Origin of the sequence: Phaeobacter sp. JH20_08, from assembly GCF_048056635.1 — a bacterium.
In the GTDB taxonomy this organism is placed as follows: domain Bacteria; phylum Pseudomonadota; class Alphaproteobacteria; order Rhodobacterales; family Rhodobacteraceae; genus Phaeobacter; species Phaeobacter bryozoorum.
Window position 1 is genome coordinate 827,303 of the sequence record NZ_JAYMVV010000005.1, and the last position, 16,887, is coordinate 844,189.

Consider the following 16,887-nt stretch of genomic DNA (forward strand, 5'->3'; position numbering starts at 1 on the left):
GACCCGGAGATGCTGTCCGAGGATGGACAGAAGGGCCGGCGCCCAAACCGCTGAGGACAGAATGACACGCCCCAAAGTCGGCATTATTGGCAATTCCTATCTCATCAATGATGAATACCCCGCCCATGCCGGGGGGACGATGAACTCCGAGGCGGTGGCCGAGGTTGCAGGCTGTATGCCGCTGCTGATTCCGTCGGATCCCCGGTTTCTGACGGTGGAGGAGCTGCTGGAGAGCTTTGATGGCTTTCTATTGACCGGCGGGCGGCCGAATGTGCACCCGCATGAATACGGCGAGGCCGAGACGGATGCCCATGGCGCCTTCGACCGGGCGCGTGATGCCATCACCCTGCCGCTGGTGCGCGCCTGCGTCGAGCGGGGGCAGCCATTTCTTGGCATCTGTCGTGGCTTTCAGGAGGTGAATGTGGCCATGGGTGGCACGCTTTACCCGGAAATCCGCGATCTGCCGGGACGGATGAACCACCGGATGCCCCCCGACGGGACACTGGAAGAGAAATTCGCCATGCGCCACATCGTTGAGCTGAGTGAAGGCGGCGTTTTCCATCGTCTGTTCGGTGCGGCGGAGGTGATGACCAATTCGCTGCATGGGCAGGGGATCAAGGTGCCGGGTAAGCGGATCGTGATCGACGGAACCGCCCCTGACAGCACGCCCGAGGCGATCTATGTGAAAGACGCTCCCGGTTTTACCCTTGCGGTGCAATGGCATCCAGAGTGGGACGCCGCGAATGACCCGGTGTCGCGGCCTTTGTTCACCGCCTTCGGTGACGCGGTGCGCGCCTGGGCCGAGGGTGCGGGCAGGCCAACCCAACGGAAATCGGCCTGAGGCACGACATCGGCCTGAGGCATCCGGTCTTTGACTACCCGTAGACACCTCAATCGGCACCGCCTTTAGGGCGGTGCCGTTGGTCTTTTAGACCAGCAGATCAAACTCATGTATCAGCGGCAGCTGACGGGCGCGTTTGCCGGTCAGATCGAAGATCGCATTGGCCAGCGCCGGGGCCGCCGGGGGCGTGCCGGGTTCTCCGGCGCCGCCCATGCGGGGCTGGTTTTCCAGCAGCGCGACCTGCACCTCGGGCATCGTGTGCATGCGCAGGGCGTCATAGTCGGGGAAATTCTGCTGCTGGACCGCGCCACCGTCAAAGGTGATCTCGCCAAAGCAGGCCGCAGACAGACCGTAGACCATGCCGCCAAACATCTGCGCGCGGGTGTTCTGCGGGTCGATGACACGGCCCAGATCTGCGGCGATCCAGGCTTTGGTCATGCGAATCTGCCCGTCCTGGTCGGCGACCTCGATGACCTGCGCGACCGGCGTGCCGAAACTATAGGCAAGCGCCACACCCCGGCCGATGCCATCGGCTGTCTTGCCAGTCCAGCCGGACATGTCTCGCACGGTTTCCAGCACCTTGGCAGCAGGCTCCCACTCGGCGCGGGCCAGCTCCAGCCGGAATTCCAGCGGATCGCGCCCGGCGGCATGGGCCATTTCGTCGATGATACAATCGGAGAAGAAGCCGTTGAAGGAGGCCCCCACCGAGCGCCAGAAGCCGACGGGAATCATCGGTTTGGCCAGATAGCCTTCGACGCGGAAATTGGGGATGGCGAGCGGCTGGTTGAAGGCGGTATCCACATGCCCCTTGTCCGGGCCGGACATTGGCAGGCCGAGCATCCGGCCAGCGCCTTCGACGGTGGTCGATTGCGCGGCGATTTTGCCGTGGACCATCACCGCCTTGCCGTCCTTTACCGCGGCGCGGTAGCGGGCGATGGCGCCTGGGCGGTAGAAGTCATGGGTCATGTCTTCCTCGCGGCTCCATGTCAGCTGCACCGGGGTGTCGGGCATCTGCAATGCGATCTGAACGGCGCGGTCGGTATAATCGGTTTCAATCCGCCGCCCAAATCCGCCGCCGAGGTAGGTTGTATTGACCTCAACCGCCTCGGCATCGAGCCCGGCAAGCGCTGCGGCGTTTTTCTGCACCACGGTTGGCCCCTGATTGGGCGCCCAGATTTGCAGCGCATCCCCGGAGTAAAGCGCGGTCGCGTTCATCGGCTCCATCGTGGCATGGGCCAGATAGGGCAGGCGATATTCCGCTTCGATCACGGTTGCCCCGTCCGGCAGCGCGTCCACATCGCCGTCATCGCGCAGGGTCGAGTTGGGGGCAGTGTCAAAACTGCGGGCGATCTCGTCAAAAATCGCGTCGGTTGTCTCGGGGTAAGGGGCTGCCTTCCACGTTATGTCAATGGCATCCACGGCCTGCTGCGCGAGCCAGGTGTTGCTGGCAACCACCGCGACAGCATCGCCAAGATCCAGTACCTTTTCCACACCGGCCATGCCTTCGGCTGCGCTGGCGTCAAAGGCGGTCTTGCCCACGCCGAAATGCGGGCTTTGTTTGATGGCGGCGAATTTCATGCCCGGCAGGCGGACGTCGACGCCGAATTCTGCGGTGCCGGTGGATTTGGCAATCATGTCGATGCGGGGCACATCCTTGCCGATCAGGCGCCAGCTCGACGCCGGGCGCAGATCCGCCTCGACAGGGTCAAGGGCGGCGGCTGCAACGGCAAGGCTGCCATAGGGCAGGCGGGTGCCATCCGGAGCGATGACATGACCATCTTCGGTGGCGAGCTGATCGCGTCCGACTGCCAGCTGCTCCGCAGCGGCCTGTTTCAGGGTCTCGCGGGCGCTGGCGCCCGCATGGCGCATCCGCTCAAAGCCGTCGCGCATGGAAGAGGAGCCGCCGGTGACCTGAAGATCAAGGAACTTGGCCATGTGACCGACGATTTCGCCCAGTGAATGCTGCAGAGGCGAGCTGTCATAGCCCCGTCCGGGCAGCGCCTCTGACATCATGGCGCTGTTGTAATAGGCCTTGGCGGCGGGGCCGTGCAGGACCGTGACCTTGGCCGGATCCACGTCCAGCTCTTCGGCGATCAGACTGGCCCAGGCGGATTTGACGCCCTGTCCCATCTCCGCCCGGGGCGCAATCAGAGTGACGCCGGATTGATCCACAAACACAAAGGGGTTGAGCACCGCGCGACCATCCTTCTGGTCGAGCGGGTTGGGAGCGGGCTGGTGGTACTTATAGGTGCCAAAGGCGACGCCACCTACGATGGCAGCAGAGCCGATGAGAAAGCTGCGGCGGGCGATTTTCCTGATGCTGGCCATGGCTCAGACCTCCTTCATCATTTTGGCGGCGTCATGGATGGCGGCGCGGATTCGGGGGTAGGTGCCACAGCGGCAGAGGTTGCCCTGCATCGCCTCGTCGATATCGGCATCCGAGGGGGCGGGGTTTTCCGCCAGCAGGCTCGCGGCCTGCATGATCTGGCCGGACTGGCAGTAGCCACATTGCGCGACCTGATTGGCGACCCAGGCTTTTTGCACGGCGGCCATGGCGTCGGGTGTGCCGATCCCCTCGATGGTGGTGACCTCACCCCAGACATCGGACAGCGCCACCTGGCAGGAGCGCACGGCCTCGCCGTCAATATGCACGGTGCAGGCGCCACAGGCCGCGACGCCACAGCCGAATTTGGTGCCGGTCAGGCCGACTTCATCGCGCAGCACCCAAAGAAGCGGCACGTCGTCAGGCAGGTCAATCTGATGGGATTTCCCGTTGATGCGAAGGCTGGTGGACATTGGGTGTCCTTTCTGTGCTGGCTGCGTGACTTTGTGACAAAATGATGCATATGTGTCAGTGTGTCAATTGACAAATTTGGTATCGAATGTCAGAACTGCGCTATGGACATGAAGCAGATCGACCCCAAACAGCGCAACATTCTGGAATCCGCCTGGGAAGCCTTTGCGACCTATGGGTTTCGCAAGACTTCAATGGATGACATTGCCAAGCGGGCGGGGATGTCTCGCCCTGCGGTCTATCTGCATTTCAAGAACAAGGAAGCCATCCTGAAGGCGTTGATTGATGCCTATTACGCCGAGACAGCGCGAGCGGTCCACGCAGCGCTGACCGCAGACGGGGATCTTCAGTCGAAGGTTCTGAACGCATTCGACGCGCAGGGCGGCCCGGCTATAGAGGCTATGCTGAGCACGCCCCACGGGATGGAAACGCTGGAAGCCAGCATGAACGCCGCCGGCGATCACATTGAGGCCGGCGAATGCCTGATGCGCGGGGTTTATGCGGATTGGCTAAAGGATATGGCGGCTGCGGGACTGGTGCGGTTGGCCGGCACGCCGCAGGATGTGGCGCGCAGCTTTTGCAGTGCCATGAAGGGCGTCAAACATACCTCGGCAGATTATGCCGCCTACCGCTCGGGCGTTCGCCAACTGGCGCTGTTGTTCGCGGCTGCGCTGTCGCCGCGCTGACTGGAGCAGGTTGACTGAGGGCAGGTCCAAATGGGGCAGCCTTGGGGGGGGGCGGGCAGGGCTGGCCTGCCGCCGATCCCATCTGGCGTCAGAGCGTGGTGCGCAGGTGCCAGAGCTCGGGGAACAGCTCCACCTCCAGCATCCGTTTCAGATAGCTGACGCCACCGGTGCCGCCGGTGCCGCGTTTGAAGCCGATGACCCGTTCCACCGTGGTGACATGGTTGAAACGCCAGCGGCGGAAATAATCTTCAAAATCCACCAGTTTCTCGGCCAGCTCGTAGAGATCCCAATGCGCTTCGGTATTGCGGTAGACCTCGGTCCAGGCCGCCTCAACCGCCGGATTGGGGCTATAGGTTTCGGAGAGGTCACGGTTCAGCACCTCTTCGGGTAGCTCAAACCGCTTGGACAGGGCGCGCAGGGCAACATCATAGAGCGAGGGCTGGCGCAGTTCTTCTTCCAGTAGCGCCAGAATGTCGGGGCGGTGGGCGTGCGGGCGCAGCATCGCCTTGTTGCGGTTGCCGAGCATGAATTCGATCTGGCGATACTGATGCGACTGAAAGCCGGAACTCTGCCCCAGTTCATTGCGAAAGGCAGAATAATCCGAGGGTGTCATGGTGCGCAGCACATCCCAGGCAGAGTTCAGCTGTTCGAAGATCCGCGCAACGCGGGCCAGCATCTTGAACGCCTCATGCGGTTTTTCCGCCAGCAGGCGCGCGCGCGCGGCGGTCAGCTCGTGAATGGCGAGGCGCATCCAAAGCTCTGAGGTCTGATGCTGGATGATGAACAGCATCTCGTCATGGGTGTTGGTCCAGGTCTTCTGCGCGGTCAGCAGCGTGTCGAGCGACAGGTAGTCGCCATAGGACATGCGCCCGTCAAACGACATCTGCGCGCCTTCCTTGGCGGGATCATAGGGGGTGGACATGGAAAGGCTCCTTGGTGTTCCGGTAGTGTATCAGATTGCGGGAACGGGGGCCTTTCTTGCGTTGAGCGTACCGCATTGGGCCAGTCGTCGCCACAGGGCGATCCAGCCCGCTGGTCGGCACAGTGGCAGGCGATATGCGGGCAGGCTCGCCATCAGGTGACTGCGTTGCGGGTTTTGTATTCCGGGCGATCCCAGAGCGCGTTGGTCATCACGTCCTCGATGATATCAACAGCGGCCCTGACGTCACCTTCGTCAATGTAGAGCGGGGTGAAGCCGAAGCGCATGATATCCGGCGCGCGGAAGTCTCCCACCACACCACGGGCGATGAGCGCCTGCATGGCGGTATAACCTTCATGGAAGCGGAAGGACACCTGGCTGCCACGGGCGTTGCCGTCGCGCGGCGACGCAAGAGTGAGATCGGGGCAGCGGGATTCCACCTCGGCAATGAACAGATCGCAAAGTTCGATGGATCTGGCGCGCACATCGGCCATATCGGCCATGTCCCAGATATCCATCGAGGCCTCGAGTGCGGCCAGCTGTAACACCGGCGGCGTGCCGACGCGCATCCGTTCGATCCCGCTGCCGGGTTTGTAATTCAGGTCGAATTCAAACGGCGCGGCGTGACCCAGCCAGCCGGAGAGCGCCGGGCGGGCCAAGTCGGCATGGCGCGGCGCCACATAGATGAACGCTGGACCACCGGGGCCGCTGTTGAGGTATTTATAGGTACATCCTACGGCGAAATCGGCCTTGCAGCCTGCCAGATCGACCGGCAGCGCACCTGCGGAATGGGCCAGATCCCAGACCGTCACGACACCGGCGGCATGGGCCTGTTCGGTCAGCGCCTTCATATCGTGCTTGCGACCGCTGCGGTAATCGACTTCGGTCAGCATCAGCACGGCAATGTCTTCGGTGATATGGGCGCTGACCTCTTCCGGTGCGACCACGCGAAGCGAATAGTCCGGGCCAAGCGATTTCACCAGACCTTCGACCATATAGAGATCGGAAGGGAAGTTGCCGCTGTCAGACAGGACCACCTTGCGCGATGGGTTCAGCTCCAGTGCCGAGGCGACGGCCTGATAGACCTTGATCGACAGGGTGTCACCCATCACCACATGGCCGGGTTCTGCGCCGATCAGCCGGGCAATCCGGTTGCCGATGGAAGTTGGTTTCTGCATCCACCCGGCCCTGTTCCAACCGGTGATCAGCATCTCACCCCATTCGTCCTCGATCGTGCTGCGCACCCGTTCGGCGGTTGCACGCGGCATCGGACCCAGAGAATTGCCATCGAGGTAGATCATCCCTTCGGGCAGGGAAAACATAGCCTTGGTTGCGGCGAAATCGGTCATCTGAACCTCGTGATCATGGGCGGCCTGACGGACGGAGTGGTTTACTTTAGGCTTAAAGCTTCTCGAGTGCTACCGCATCGGATCTGTCCTGTCCAGAGATTAGCGGCTGGTGGGATCCAGCTGCGGTTCCGGAATGCCCAGTTCAGTTCGTTTTCGTTTCGACAGACCGGCGGTCACCAGACTGTACGACAGGCTGATCTGCTCTTTCAGCTCGGCATCGGTCAGGCCGGGATCTTTGAAATGTTGCAGCCACTTCATTCCGCGCGAGGCCAGATAGGGCGCCGGGCGGACGCCCGGTCGCTCCTGCAAAACCTCAAAGGCGATCTCGCCCGTCTTGAAGGTAAAGGCGTCCTTGCCCTCGGCCCAGCCGCAGATGGCAAAGACCTTGCCTCCTGCCTTCCACACATCGGCATCGCCCCATTGGATGACATGCGATGTAGCGGGGAAGCTGGCGCAGAAGGCGTTGAACTCCTCGCGGGTCATCAGGTCTGCCCACCTGCGATTTCGATGGTTTGCCCGTTGATAGACTGAGAGCCGGGACCACAGAGCCACAGCAGCGCGGCGGCAACCTCATCCGGTTGGATCAGCCGCTTGTGCCGGTTCGCAGAGACCATGATCTTCAGCGCCTGTTCTTCGCTCACTCCGGCGCGCTGAGAGATCGAGGTGACGTTGCGGTCGATGATCGGCGTATCGACATAGCCCGGGCAGAGCGCGTTGAAGGTATAGGGCGTGCCCAGATAATCCTCGCTCAGCGATCGGGTCAGGCCGATCAGCCCGTGTTTGCTGGCCGAATAGCAGGGCGCGCCCTGCAGCCCGCGCAGGCCTGCGATGGAGGATACGGTGATGACACGGCCCCAGTCGGTCTGGCGCATGGATTTCATACATTCGCGGATCGTCAGAAAAGCGCCGTCGAGGTTGGTTGCCATCATGTTGCGCCAGAAGTCCATCGACATCTTGTGCAGGGCCTTGCCCTCGGCGATGCCTGCATTGGGGACGCAGATCTGCACCGGACCGCGAGCTGCGGTGGCGGCGTCAATTTTTGCGATCACGTCCTGTTCGTCGCGCACATCCATGGCGAGCGGATGCAGCCCATCGGTTGCGACCTCCTCTAGCACCTCCTGCCGACGGCCGGTGATCGTCACCGCAGCCCCCTCGGCGGCCAGCGCCTTGGCCATCGCCAGACCAATGCCGGTGCCACCGCCGGTGATCAATGCGTGTTTTCCCTTGAGTGTCATGGTGTTGCTCCGCTGTTGTTCGTAACTGTTGGGGCCATGCGGGTGATCCCCACATGCAACCCGGATCTTGATATGAGCCTAACCGCCGCAGGGAGGCTGGCAAGATCTCCGTTCCGTCACTTTATCAACCGGCACGGGCACAACGCTTGTGGCGACGGGTTTTGGAGAAATGGTTTACAGAAATATTCCTATGTGTGAATGTCACGGCATGTGGCGACGAACCGCCACCAAGGCTGACGGAGGATCCCATGAAAGCTCTTGTCTGTGGCGTGGCAACCGCGCTGATGTTGCCTCTATGCGGGCTGGCCAGCGAAGATATCGCGGATCAATACCCGCAGTCCGAGTTGTACTCAAAGCCGGTGGAGGTGATCCCGCATGTGTTTTCGGCCATTGGAGCCACCGCGCCGCCAACCTATGAAAATGCCGGCCATAACAATAACCTGAGCTTCGTTGTGACCGAGGCGGGTGTTGTGGTGATCAATGCGGGGGCGTCTGATGCGCTGGCTGCCGCGCTCCATGCCGAGATCAAGACGGTGACCGATCAGCCGGTGGTGCTGGTGATCAATGAAAACGGTCAGGGCCACGCGATGCTGGGCAATGGCTATTGGCGGGATCGGGGCGTTGACGTTCTGGCGCATGTAGATGCCACGGCCGAGGTGACGCAGAACGGTCATTTTATCCTTCAGGGGATGCAAGGCTACAATAAGGACAGGGCCGGGGACACGCGGGTGGAGCCTGCGAACCTGAGTTTTGAAGATCGTTACGATCTGTCGCTTGGCGGGGTCGACTTTCAGGTCCTGCATCTTGGTCCGGCCCATGATCCGGGGGACACGCAGGTCTGGATTCCGCAGTGGGGGATGCTGATCGCAGGCGATATTGCCTTTCACGAGCGGATGTTGCCGATTTTTGAACATACCTGCACCAGCTGCTGGATCGAGACCTGGCAGGACAAGCTGGAACCGCTGGCGCCGACCTATGTGATCCCCGGCCATGGTCATCCGACCAACCTGGATCAGGTCCGGCGCTACACGCTGGAGTATCTGCTCGATCTGCGCAGCAAGATTGGCGCCCATATCGAGGAGGGCGGCGATCTGGCCTCGGCCTATTACGTGGATCAGGCCCGCTGGCAGCAGCTCGATACTTTTGAGGAACTGGCGACCAAGAATGCCGGGCGTGTCTATGAGGAGATGGAGTGGGAATAGCGCGCCCGCCCGGTGATCTGCGCCCATCGTCATCCTTGCGACAAGAACTGTGAGCGGTAGCAGAACTGAGCATCCCGATCAGTTGCGGCAGGCATGCAAAAGTATACGTGGTCATTCGCAACAATATATGCAGGATCATGCCGCAAACGGAACGGATTCGCCGTTTCACGACCATTTTGGGCAATCTGTCCTTATCCTTCGGAAGTCATCTCCGAAGGCTGGACGTTCTGGCCACATGAGGGAAAACTGCCGCTGATGCGCATCAAGACCGACAAGGATCACCCGGAGTGCCGTCTGCAATGAAATGGATTGACGTGCCTCCTGTGTGGTTGCTGGGGTTTGCAGTGCTGGCCTGGTGTCAGGCACGTTTCCTGCCTATGGGGCTCGAATTGTCGCATGGCGTGATCGGCGCCGTCGTCGGGCTGGTCAGCGGCCTCTTGATCGGAGCGGGAGTCATTCTGATGCTGCTCGCGGTGATGGAAATGCGGCGTCATAGGACGACGCTGCATCCACACGGGCAGCCAAGCCAGCTGGTTCAATCGGGTATTTTCAAACGCAGCCGCAATCCAATCTACCTAGGTGATTGCCTGCTGCTACTCGGACTGATCCTGCGGTTTGACGCGGTGCTGTCGCTGATACTGCTGCCGGTCTTTGTCTGGGTGTTGGAACGCCGTTTCATCCTGCCCGAGGAAAACCGGTTGCGGCGGCAGTTCAGGGCGCAGTGGGGGCGCTACGAAAAAGACACAGGACGATGGCTGTGACGGATTTGCGGCACCGCAGCAAAGTGTTGCGGCGACGCAGCGAAACTGTTGCGCAAAAATATTGCGCAATGTAGTCAAAATATTTGCGATCCGTGCTCAGTCAGTCTGATGCGGACACAAAGAGGGGGACCGACAAGGTGAAAATAGGCACACCAAAAGAAGTGTTTGACGGCGAGGCGCGGGTTGCGATGACCCCGGACTCCGCGGTTCAACTGCAAAAGCTGGGGTACGACTGCGCGATTGAAAGCGGTGCCGGGGCAGCGGCAGGTTTTTCTGACGCCACCTACGAGGCTGTCGGCGTCGAGATCATCAAGACACCGGCCGCATTGTGGAAAGCCTGCGATATCGTTGCCAAGGTGCGTCAGCCCACCGAAGCGGAGCTGAAGCGGATGACAGCGGGCAAGACGCTGATCTCCTTCTTCAATCCCGGCGGCAATAGCGAAGGTCTGGAACTCGCCAAATCCAAGGGCGCCAATGTGATCGCCATGGAAATGGTACCACGTATCAGCCGTGCCCAGAAAATGGACGCGCTGTCGTCCATGGCCAATATCGCAGGTTACCGCGCCGTCATTGAGGCCGGGAATAACTTTGGCCGGTTCTTCACCGGTCAGATCACAGCTGCGGGCAAGGTTCCTCCGGCCAAGGTTCTGGTGGTTGGTGCAGGGGTTGCAGGCCTTGCGGCGATTGGCGCCTCTACCAGCCTGGGTGCGGTGACCTACGCCTTTGACGTGCGCCCCGAAGTGGCGGAGCAGGTCGAAAGCATGGGGGCCGAATTCGTCTATCTGGATTTCGAGGAAGACCAGCAGGATGGCGCGGCAACCGGCGGCTATGCTGCCGTCTCCAGCCCGGAGTTCCGTGAAGCGCAGCTCGCGAAGTTCCGCGAACTGGCTCCCGAAGTCGATATCGTCATCACCACCGCGCTGATCCCCAACCGCGAGGCTCCCAAGCTGTGGCTTGAGGATATGGTCGCCGCGATGAAGCCGGGTTCGGTGATCGTTGACCTTGCAGCCGAAAAGGGCGGCAACGTCGAAGGCACGGTGATGGACGAGAAAGTGGTAACCGAGAATGGCGTGACCATCATCGGCTATACCGATTTCCCGAGCCGGATGGCCGCGCAGGCCTCGACGCTTTATGCCACCAACATCCGCCATATGATGACTGACCTGACGCCCGAGAAGGACGGTCAGATCAATCACAACATGGAAGACGACGTAATCCGCGGCGCCACGGTGACCTTCGAGAAGGAAATCACCTTCCCGCCGCCACCGCCCAAGGTGCAGGCCATCGCGGCCCAGCCGAAGAAAGAGGTGAAGGAACTGACGCCCGAAGAGAAGCGGGCGCAGGAGGTCGAAGCCTTCAAGCAGCAGACCAAGAACCAGGTCACCCTGCTGGCTGTGGGCGGTGCCTTGGTGTTGTTTGTGGGGCTGTTTGCTCCCGCGAGCTTCATGCAGCATTTCATCGTGTTTGCACTGGCCTGTTTCGTGGGCTTCCAGGTGATCTGGGGCGTTGCCCATTCGCTGCATACGCCGCTGATGGCTGTCACCAATGCGATTTCCTCGATCATCATCCTTGGCGCGTTGATGCAGATCGGATCCGGGTCGTTCCTGGTGATCTTCCTTGCGGCGCTGTCGGTGTTCATGGCCGGGATCAATATCTTCGGCGGGTTCCTCGTCACGCGGCGCATGCTTGCCATGTTCCAGAAATCTTAAGGAGGCCGGGAGTATGGACTTTGGCTTTACAACTGCCGCCTATGTGGTTGCGGCTGTTCTCTTCATCTTGTCGCTGGGCGGCCTGAGCGGTCAGGAAAGTGCGAAACGCGCGGTCTGGTACGGCATTGCGGGTATGGCGCTGGCGGTTCTGGCAACCCTGATTGGTCCCGGTGCCGGTCTTTGGCTGTTGTCGATCGTCCTGATCGCCGCAGGCGGTATCATCGGCTACTACGTCGCCAAACGCGTGCAGATGACCGAAATGCCGCAGCTGGTGGCGGCGATGCACTCGCTGGTGGGTCTGGCTGCGGTGTTCGTGGGCTTTATCGCCCATATCGAGCTGGGCCGCGTTCTGGCGATGGATGACACTGCGAAAAAGGCGCTCGAAGGCTTTGGTGCGCTTCTGGCCAAGAAAGACGGTGTCGAGATCGCGATCCTGCGGGTGGAACTCTTCCTCGGTGTCTTCATCGGTGCCGTAACCTTCACCGGGTCGGTGATTGCCTATGGCAAGCTGGCAGGCAAAGTGTCCTCGGCGGCGACCAAGCTGCCCGGCGGCCATATGCTGAACGCCGGTGCTGCGGGTCTCTCGCTGATCTGTCTGATCTGGTATTTTAACACTGGCGGTTTCTTCCCGCTGTTCCTGATGACCCTGGCAGCGCTGTTCATCGGCTACCACCTGATCATGGGAATCGGCGGCGCGGATATGCCCGTGGTTGTCTCTATGCTGAACAGCTACTCCGGCTGGGCCGCGGCGGCGATTGGCTTTTCGCTCGGCAACGATCTGTTGATCGTGGTTGGTGCGCTTGTGGGCTCCTCCGGTGCGATCCTCAGCTACATCATGTGTAAGGCGATGAACCGGTCCTTCATCTCGGTGATTCTGGGCGGCTTTGGCGGCACGGCTGGTCCGGCGATGGAAATCGACGGCGAGCAGATCGCGATTGATGCCGATGGTGTGGCCGCTGCCCTGGATGAGGCCGACAGTGTCGTCATCATCCCCGGCTACGGCATGGCAGTGGCACAGGCCCAGCAGAATGTGGCTGAGCTGACCCGCCGTCTGCGTGCCAAGGGCAAGAACGTCCGCTTTGCGATCCATCCGGTTGCCGGTCGTCTGCCAGGTCATATGAACGTGCTCCTCGCCGAGGCGAAAGTGCCCTACGATATCGTGCTGGAAATGGACGAGATCAACGAGGACTTCCCGGACACGGATGTGGCGATCGTCATTGGCTCCAACGACATTGTGAACCCGGCGGCACAGGAAGACCCGAACTCGCCCATCGCCGGTATGCCGGTGCTGGAATGCTGGAAGGCGAAACAGGTGTTCGTCTCTAAGCGCGGGCAGGGTACGGGCTACTCGGGCATCGAGAACCCGCTGTTCTTCAAGGAGAATACCCGCATGTTCTATGGCGATGCCAAGGCCAGCCTGGATAAACTGCTGACCATGATCAGCTGATTTTTCGGCGTATCGCTGCACATACCGAAAGAGCGCTCCTGCCGGGGCGCTCTTTTTTCGTGATCCTGTGGTATCATTCGCCAGCCGAGGAGGATGATATGGAAAAGGCCCAAGGCATAGGTGGCGTGTTTTTCCGCGCCAAAGACCCCGAAGCGCTGAGCCGGTGGTACAATGACCATCTGGGGATTGACCCCGTCGGCGGAACCCCCTGGATGCAGGGCGGCGGCTATACCGTCTTTGCTCCATTTGCCGAGGATACCGATTATTTCGGAGATACCAGCAAACAGTGGATGATCAATTTCCGGGTGACGGATCTGGCCGCGATGATCGCCCAGCTGACCGCCGCCGGTATCTCTGTTGAGACCCGGCCGGAGTGGGACGGCGAGATTGGCTATTTCGCGCGGTTGCATGACCCGGAGGGCAATCCGATAGAACTCTGGCAGCCGATTGGACGCGCCGCAGATACCGCTTGAGCTGGAGTGTACTCCAACCGCTAGGGTGTCCCGACTCACCCACGAGGGGTGGGCAGCAAGAGAGATGTGCATGAAGATTTCAGAGGTGGCGATGGCCACGGGGCTGAGCGTGGATACCCTGCGCTTTTACGAGAAGATCGGGTTGATTGATCCGCCGGCGCGGGATGCCGCCGGGCGGCGGGTCTATGATCGCGAAATCCTCGGCTGGATCCGCTTTCTGGGGCAGCTGAACGCCACCGGAATGAAACAGGCGGATCGGGTCCGCTATGCCCGGTTGCGGGCGCGGGGGCGCGAAACCCTGGCCGAACGCCGCGCAATGCTGGAGGCCCACCGCGAGGTGATCCGCCAGCAGCTGGAGCAGCTTCATGACACGCTTGCCCTGATGGATCGCAAGGTTGCGATCTACCACGAGCTGGAGAAGGAAAGCGCAGATGTCTGACGCAGTGACCAAGGGCCGTAATCTGTTGGCCGAATTGAACCCGGAGTTGGAGAATATCCTGGCAGAGCGCTATGACGCCCATCTGCCGGGAATGTCGGAGAGCCTGGTGGAATGGGCCTATGGGCGCCACTACGCACGCGCGGGGCTGGACCTGCGGACACGGCAGCTCTGTACGGTTGCAGCGTTGACTGCGCTTGGTGGTCAGACCGCGCCGCAGCTCAAGGTGAATATCGCCAACACCCTCGCCGCAGGGGCAAGTGAAGGCGAGATTCTGGAGGTCATCTGGCAGATGGCGGTCTATGGCGGCATGCCTGCGGCCATCAATGGTTTGAATGCGGCGATTGAGGTGTTCGAGGCGGCATAATGTCGGCGAGAGTTGAGGGTTGTCCCATAATTGTATACGGTTGTATCCAGTTAAGGCATTGAAAAAACGTAATTCTTTACAGGTTGCTCCACCTCGGCTAACCTGTGGCCTGCTGCTCAGGGAGACCATAGATGCCGCCGATCCAAGACCACCCGCTGCGCTACCAGCTGGCCAATGAGCTGCACGCCCGCCCGTTCCCGACGATGAGCAACCCCTCGACGGTGATCTACCTGGCGATCAAGCAGCCGCAGGAGGCCGTGCATCGGGATCGCAGCCGGGACCTTGCGCATCTGGTCGATCTCTTGGACCGTCACGGTGTCGCCCACCCGACGCCGGGGGCGACCCATCATTCGGTGCAGCTGGGCCGCCATACGCTCAAATGGGAACAGCATACTGAATTTGTGTCCTACACCCTGTATTTCGACGGTATCAGCGCCCGCCCGTATGATCCTGCGGATTTTGATGTCTTCCCGTCGGACTGGCTGGCGGAGGCTCCGGGTCAGCGCATCACTTCGATCATGCTGCGGGTCTTGCCTCGTGGCGAAACCTCTGACGTTCGGGCGGCTCTGACCGATTGGTTTGTGCCGGAAAGCCTCGCCGTGGCCCGAGTGCTGGACGACAGCTGCGTGGTGGCGGGGGATTTCCGCATTGATCCGGCTGGGCATATGCGGTTTGCGGTTTTCCCGAACCGGGAAACCGGCGCCCAGCGGATCGGCCGGGTGGTGCAGCGCCTTTGCGAGATTGAGACCTATCGGGCGATGTCGATGCTCGGGTTTTCGCGGGCGCGCGGGTTGAGTCCGACGATTGGCGCGCTCGACACCCATCTGAGCGAGATGATGGCCGAGATGACCGGGGATCGCATGCCGGCGGAACAGACCCTTGCGCAGCTGCTCACGGTCTCGGCTGAGCTGGAGGCGATGGCGGCGCAGGCAGCATTCCGCTTTGGTGCGACGGGGGCCTATGATGCGCTGGTCAACCAACGGATCGCCCTGCTGCGCGAGACCCGGTTTGAAGGGTATCAGACCTTTGCCGAGTTCATGCTGCGCCGATTTGAACCGGCGATGCGCACGGTGAAGTCAACCGAAGGGCGGCTCGCTACGCTGGCAGACCGGGCGCGTCGCGCCGGGGAGCTGCTGCGAACCCGTGTCGATGTGGAACGCAGTGCCCAGAACCAGGCCCTGCTGGAAAGCATGGACCGCCGCGCCGATATGGCGCTGCGGCTGCAACATACGGTGGAAGGGCTGTCAGTGGTGGCGATCAGCTATTACGCTGTGTCGCTGGCGTCTTATGCGCTCTATCCCCTCGCGGCGGTGCTGGACCTCAGCAAGGGGATGATGACGGCAGCACTTACTCTGCCGGTTGTGCTGCTGGTCTGGCTCGCGGTGCGGCAGATCCGGAAGCGGCTGCATTGAGCAGGGCGTCTGCCGCCAAACCGCCTGCGCCAATCGACAGCAGTGCCAGAACAGCCGCTAGGCTGAGGGTTGGGATACCGGCGAGACCGGCCCCGACTGTGCAGCCGCCAGCCAGTACACCGCCAATCCCCATCAGCACCGCGCCAGTGAGGTAGCGGCCGGTCTGTCGCGGGCTTTCAAAGCTCTGCCACTGGAAGCGACCGCTCAGCAGGGCGGCGACCAGCGCGCCAATCAGCACGCCGCCCACCAGCCCGGTCCCGAAGCCCGCAGGCACGGCGCTGGACGCCAGCGTGTAGAATAGTGTTTCCGCCGAAGGCGCGGTGAAGGAGAGGCTCTCCATGGCGATCGGGTCAAATTCATCATACAGCACATAGCCGGTGCCGACCCAGGCCAGCGGCACCAGCGCGCCGATGGCGGCCCCCCCGGCCAGCATCAGAGGATGATTGCCCGAGCGCAGAGCGATGACAAGAGCGGCCGCAACGATCAGCCCGGCGCCCGTCAGCGCGCCGCCGGGCAGTGCGGTGAGAGAGGCGAAATCCCCAATCGGCACCGTGACGCCGCCGATCCAGCTGCGCAGCGGTGCCAGCACGCCCTTGAGCGTTGCGTGGGCGACAATTGCAAAGGTCACGATCACAACCAGCGCCCGCAGGTTGCCGCTGCCGGTGAGAACCATCAGGCGCGAGACGCAGCCACGGGTCAGCACCATGCCGGCCCCGAACATAAGGCCGCCCAGTACCACCGCAGCAATCGGCAGATCCGCGACCATCAGGCGGTGCTCGGCAAAGCTGATCCAGCCCTGCGCCACGGCGGCCTGCGTGCCGAGAACAGCAACGGCCAGCGCCATTGTCCAGACGCCTGCGGCCTGACGGCGATCAGCGCCGACAACAGCGCGGCGGAAACAGAAGCGGGTCAATTGCGCCAGCCCGCCGAACAGGCCACCGACAGAGAGTGCAAACAGAACCGAAACCGCCCGCGCGGTGGTATCTTCAAAGCCAAGTGTCTCGAACATAGGTGGCCTCCATTGCTGCGAGTGGATTTGTCGCGTTTGGAATATTTTCCCGAAATGGCCGGTTTTTGTGATCTGAGCAACCCTATGGCACCAAGCTGGCGCGGCATCTTGCAGAATGATGTTCTCGGCCAGGTGCCCTTCGCAGGCTATGTGTCCCAGTCCTGCCGCTGCGGGCAAAAACAAACCGGCCACCTGAGAGAAGTGGCCGGTTGATATGTTTTTATTTGAATGTGTTGAGCTGTTCTGC

General features: G+C 61.5%; 18 protein-coding genes. 11 read left to right on the forward strand and 7 right to left on the reverse strand.

The genetic code is table 11. The features are described 5' to 3' along the window. The first annotated feature begins 61 nt into the window (after positions 1-61). Positions 62-841, forward strand: coding sequence for a gamma-glutamyl-gamma-aminobutyrate hydrolase family protein (locus tag VWY75_RS05935; protein ID WP_340545072.1), 780 nt, complete (start codon positions 62-64; stop codon positions 839-841). An 87-nt stretch (positions 842-928) separates the two neighbouring features. Here VWY75_RS05935 and VWY75_RS05940 read toward each other — a convergent pair whose 3' ends face one another. Together VWY75_RS05940 and VWY75_RS05945 are read right to left on the reverse strand one after the other, a co-directional pair. Continuing rightward, on the reverse strand, positions 929-3,169 hold the full coding sequence (locus tag VWY75_RS05940; protein WP_416539211.1) for a molybdopterin cofactor-binding domain-containing protein: 2,241 nt from the start codon (positions 3,167-3,169) through the stop codon (positions 929-931). A gap of 3 nt (positions 3,170-3,172) precedes the next feature. Further along, positions 3,173-3,637, reverse strand: coding sequence for a (2Fe-2S)-binding protein (locus tag VWY75_RS05945; RefSeq protein ID WP_416536778.1), 465 nt, complete (start codon positions 3,635-3,637; stop codon positions 3,173-3,175). Between the two features lie 102 nt (positions 3,638-3,739). Between VWY75_RS05945 and VWY75_RS05950 the strand changes: the two genes are divergently transcribed. Next, positions 3,740-4,321: a TetR/AcrR family transcriptional regulator gene (locus VWY75_RS05950; RefSeq protein ID WP_416539212.1), complete on the forward strand. Its 582-nt coding sequence runs from the start codon at positions 3,740-3,742 to the stop codon at positions 4,319-4,321. A gap of 88 nt (positions 4,322-4,409) precedes the next feature. On the opposite strand, the gene kynA is transcribed toward VWY75_RS05950, so the two are convergent. The 4 genes from kynA to VWY75_RS05970 all read right to left on the reverse strand — a co-directional run bounded on the left by kynA (position 4,410) and on the right by VWY75_RS05970 (position 7,824). Continuing rightward, positions 4,410-5,243: a tryptophan 2,3-dioxygenase gene (gene kynA / locus VWY75_RS05955; protein ID WP_340545076.1), complete on the reverse strand. Its 834-nt coding sequence runs from the start codon at positions 5,241-5,243 to the stop codon at positions 4,410-4,412. Positions 5,244-5,395: 152 nt separating this feature from the next. Next, entirely contained in the window at positions 5,396-6,589 is a 1,194-nt protein-coding gene (gene kynU, locus VWY75_RS05960; RefSeq protein ID WP_416539213.1) for a kynureninase, read from the reverse strand. Positions 6,590-6,688: 99 nt separating this feature from the next. Further along, complete coding sequence (locus VWY75_RS05965; protein WP_416539214.1) at positions 6,689-7,072, reverse strand: MmcQ/YjbR family DNA-binding protein; 384 nt, start codon at positions 7,070-7,072, stop codon at positions 6,689-6,691. After that, positions 7,072-7,824, reverse strand: a complete 753-nt coding sequence (locus VWY75_RS05970) for an SDR family NAD(P)-dependent oxidoreductase (protein WP_416539215.1) — start codon at positions 7,822-7,824, stop codon at positions 7,072-7,074. Before VWY75_RS05970 ends, VWY75_RS05965 begins: the two co-directional genes overlap by 1 nt. 248 nt (positions 7,825-8,072) lie before the next feature. On the opposite strand from VWY75_RS05970, the gene VWY75_RS05975 reads away from it, so the two are divergent. The 8 genes from VWY75_RS05975 (at position 8,073) to VWY75_RS06010 (ending at position 15,631) form a co-directional block, all read left to right on the forward strand. Then, positions 8,073-9,026 (forward strand): MBL fold metallo-hydrolase, encoded by a 954-nt coding sequence (locus tag VWY75_RS05975; RefSeq protein WP_416539216.1) that lies wholly within the window; start codon positions 8,073-8,075, stop codon positions 9,024-9,026. 299 nt (positions 9,027-9,325) lie between these two features. Next, positions 9,326-9,787, forward strand: coding sequence for a methyltransferase family protein (locus VWY75_RS05980; RefSeq protein ID WP_340545081.1), 462 nt, complete (start codon positions 9,326-9,328; stop codon positions 9,785-9,787). A 137-nt stretch (positions 9,788-9,924) separates the two neighbouring features. Beyond that, positions 9,925-11,496: a Re/Si-specific NAD(P)(+) transhydrogenase subunit alpha gene (locus VWY75_RS05985; protein ID WP_416539217.1), complete on the forward strand. Its 1,572-nt coding sequence runs from the start codon at positions 9,925-9,927 to the stop codon at positions 11,494-11,496. Between the two features lie 13 nt (positions 11,497-11,509). Then, a complete protein-coding gene (locus tag VWY75_RS05990) occupies positions 11,510-12,943 on the forward strand; it encodes an NAD(P)(+) transhydrogenase (Re/Si-specific) subunit beta (RefSeq protein WP_416539218.1) in 1,434 nt (477 codons plus the stop codon). A 98-nt stretch (positions 12,944-13,041) separates the two neighbouring features. Next, positions 13,042-13,416 carry a VOC family protein gene (locus VWY75_RS05995; RefSeq protein ID WP_416539219.1) on the forward strand — a complete coding sequence of 125 codons (375 nt, stop codon included), beginning with the start codon at positions 13,042-13,044 and terminating at the stop codon, positions 13,414-13,416. Between the two features lie 70 nt (positions 13,417-13,486). Then, positions 13,487-13,855: a MerR family transcriptional regulator gene (locus VWY75_RS06000; RefSeq protein WP_416539220.1), complete on the forward strand. Its 369-nt coding sequence runs from the start codon at positions 13,487-13,489 to the stop codon at positions 13,853-13,855. Continuing rightward, the gene (locus tag VWY75_RS06005; protein WP_416539221.1) at positions 13,848-14,219 is read left to right on the forward strand and encodes a carboxymuconolactone decarboxylase family protein; all 372 of its coding nucleotides are present in this window, start codon (positions 13,848-13,850) and stop codon (positions 14,217-14,219) included. The genes VWY75_RS06000 and VWY75_RS06005 overlap by 8 nt, the downstream gene beginning before the upstream one ends. 131 nt (positions 14,220-14,350) lie before the next feature. Next, positions 14,351-15,631 carry a DUF3422 family protein gene (locus tag VWY75_RS06010; RefSeq protein ID WP_340545087.1) on the forward strand — a complete coding sequence of 427 codons (1,281 nt, stop codon included), beginning with the start codon at positions 14,351-14,353 and terminating at the stop codon, positions 15,629-15,631. Here the strand turns inward: VWY75_RS06010 and VWY75_RS06015 are convergent. Continuing rightward, the gene (locus VWY75_RS06015; protein ID WP_416539222.1) at positions 15,567-16,640 is read right to left on the reverse strand and encodes a YeeE/YedE family protein; all 1,074 of its coding nucleotides are present in this window, start codon (positions 16,638-16,640) and stop codon (positions 15,567-15,569) included. The genes VWY75_RS06010 and VWY75_RS06015 overlap by 65 nt on opposite strands. A gap of 12 nt (positions 16,641-16,652) precedes the next feature. On the opposite strand from VWY75_RS06015, the gene VWY75_RS06020 reads away from it, so the two are divergent. After that, on the forward strand, positions 16,653-16,853 hold the full coding sequence (locus VWY75_RS06020; RefSeq protein WP_416541664.1) for a hypothetical protein: 201 nt from the start codon (positions 16,653-16,655) through the stop codon (positions 16,851-16,853). The last annotated feature ends 34 nt before the right edge of the window (positions 16,854-16,887 follow it).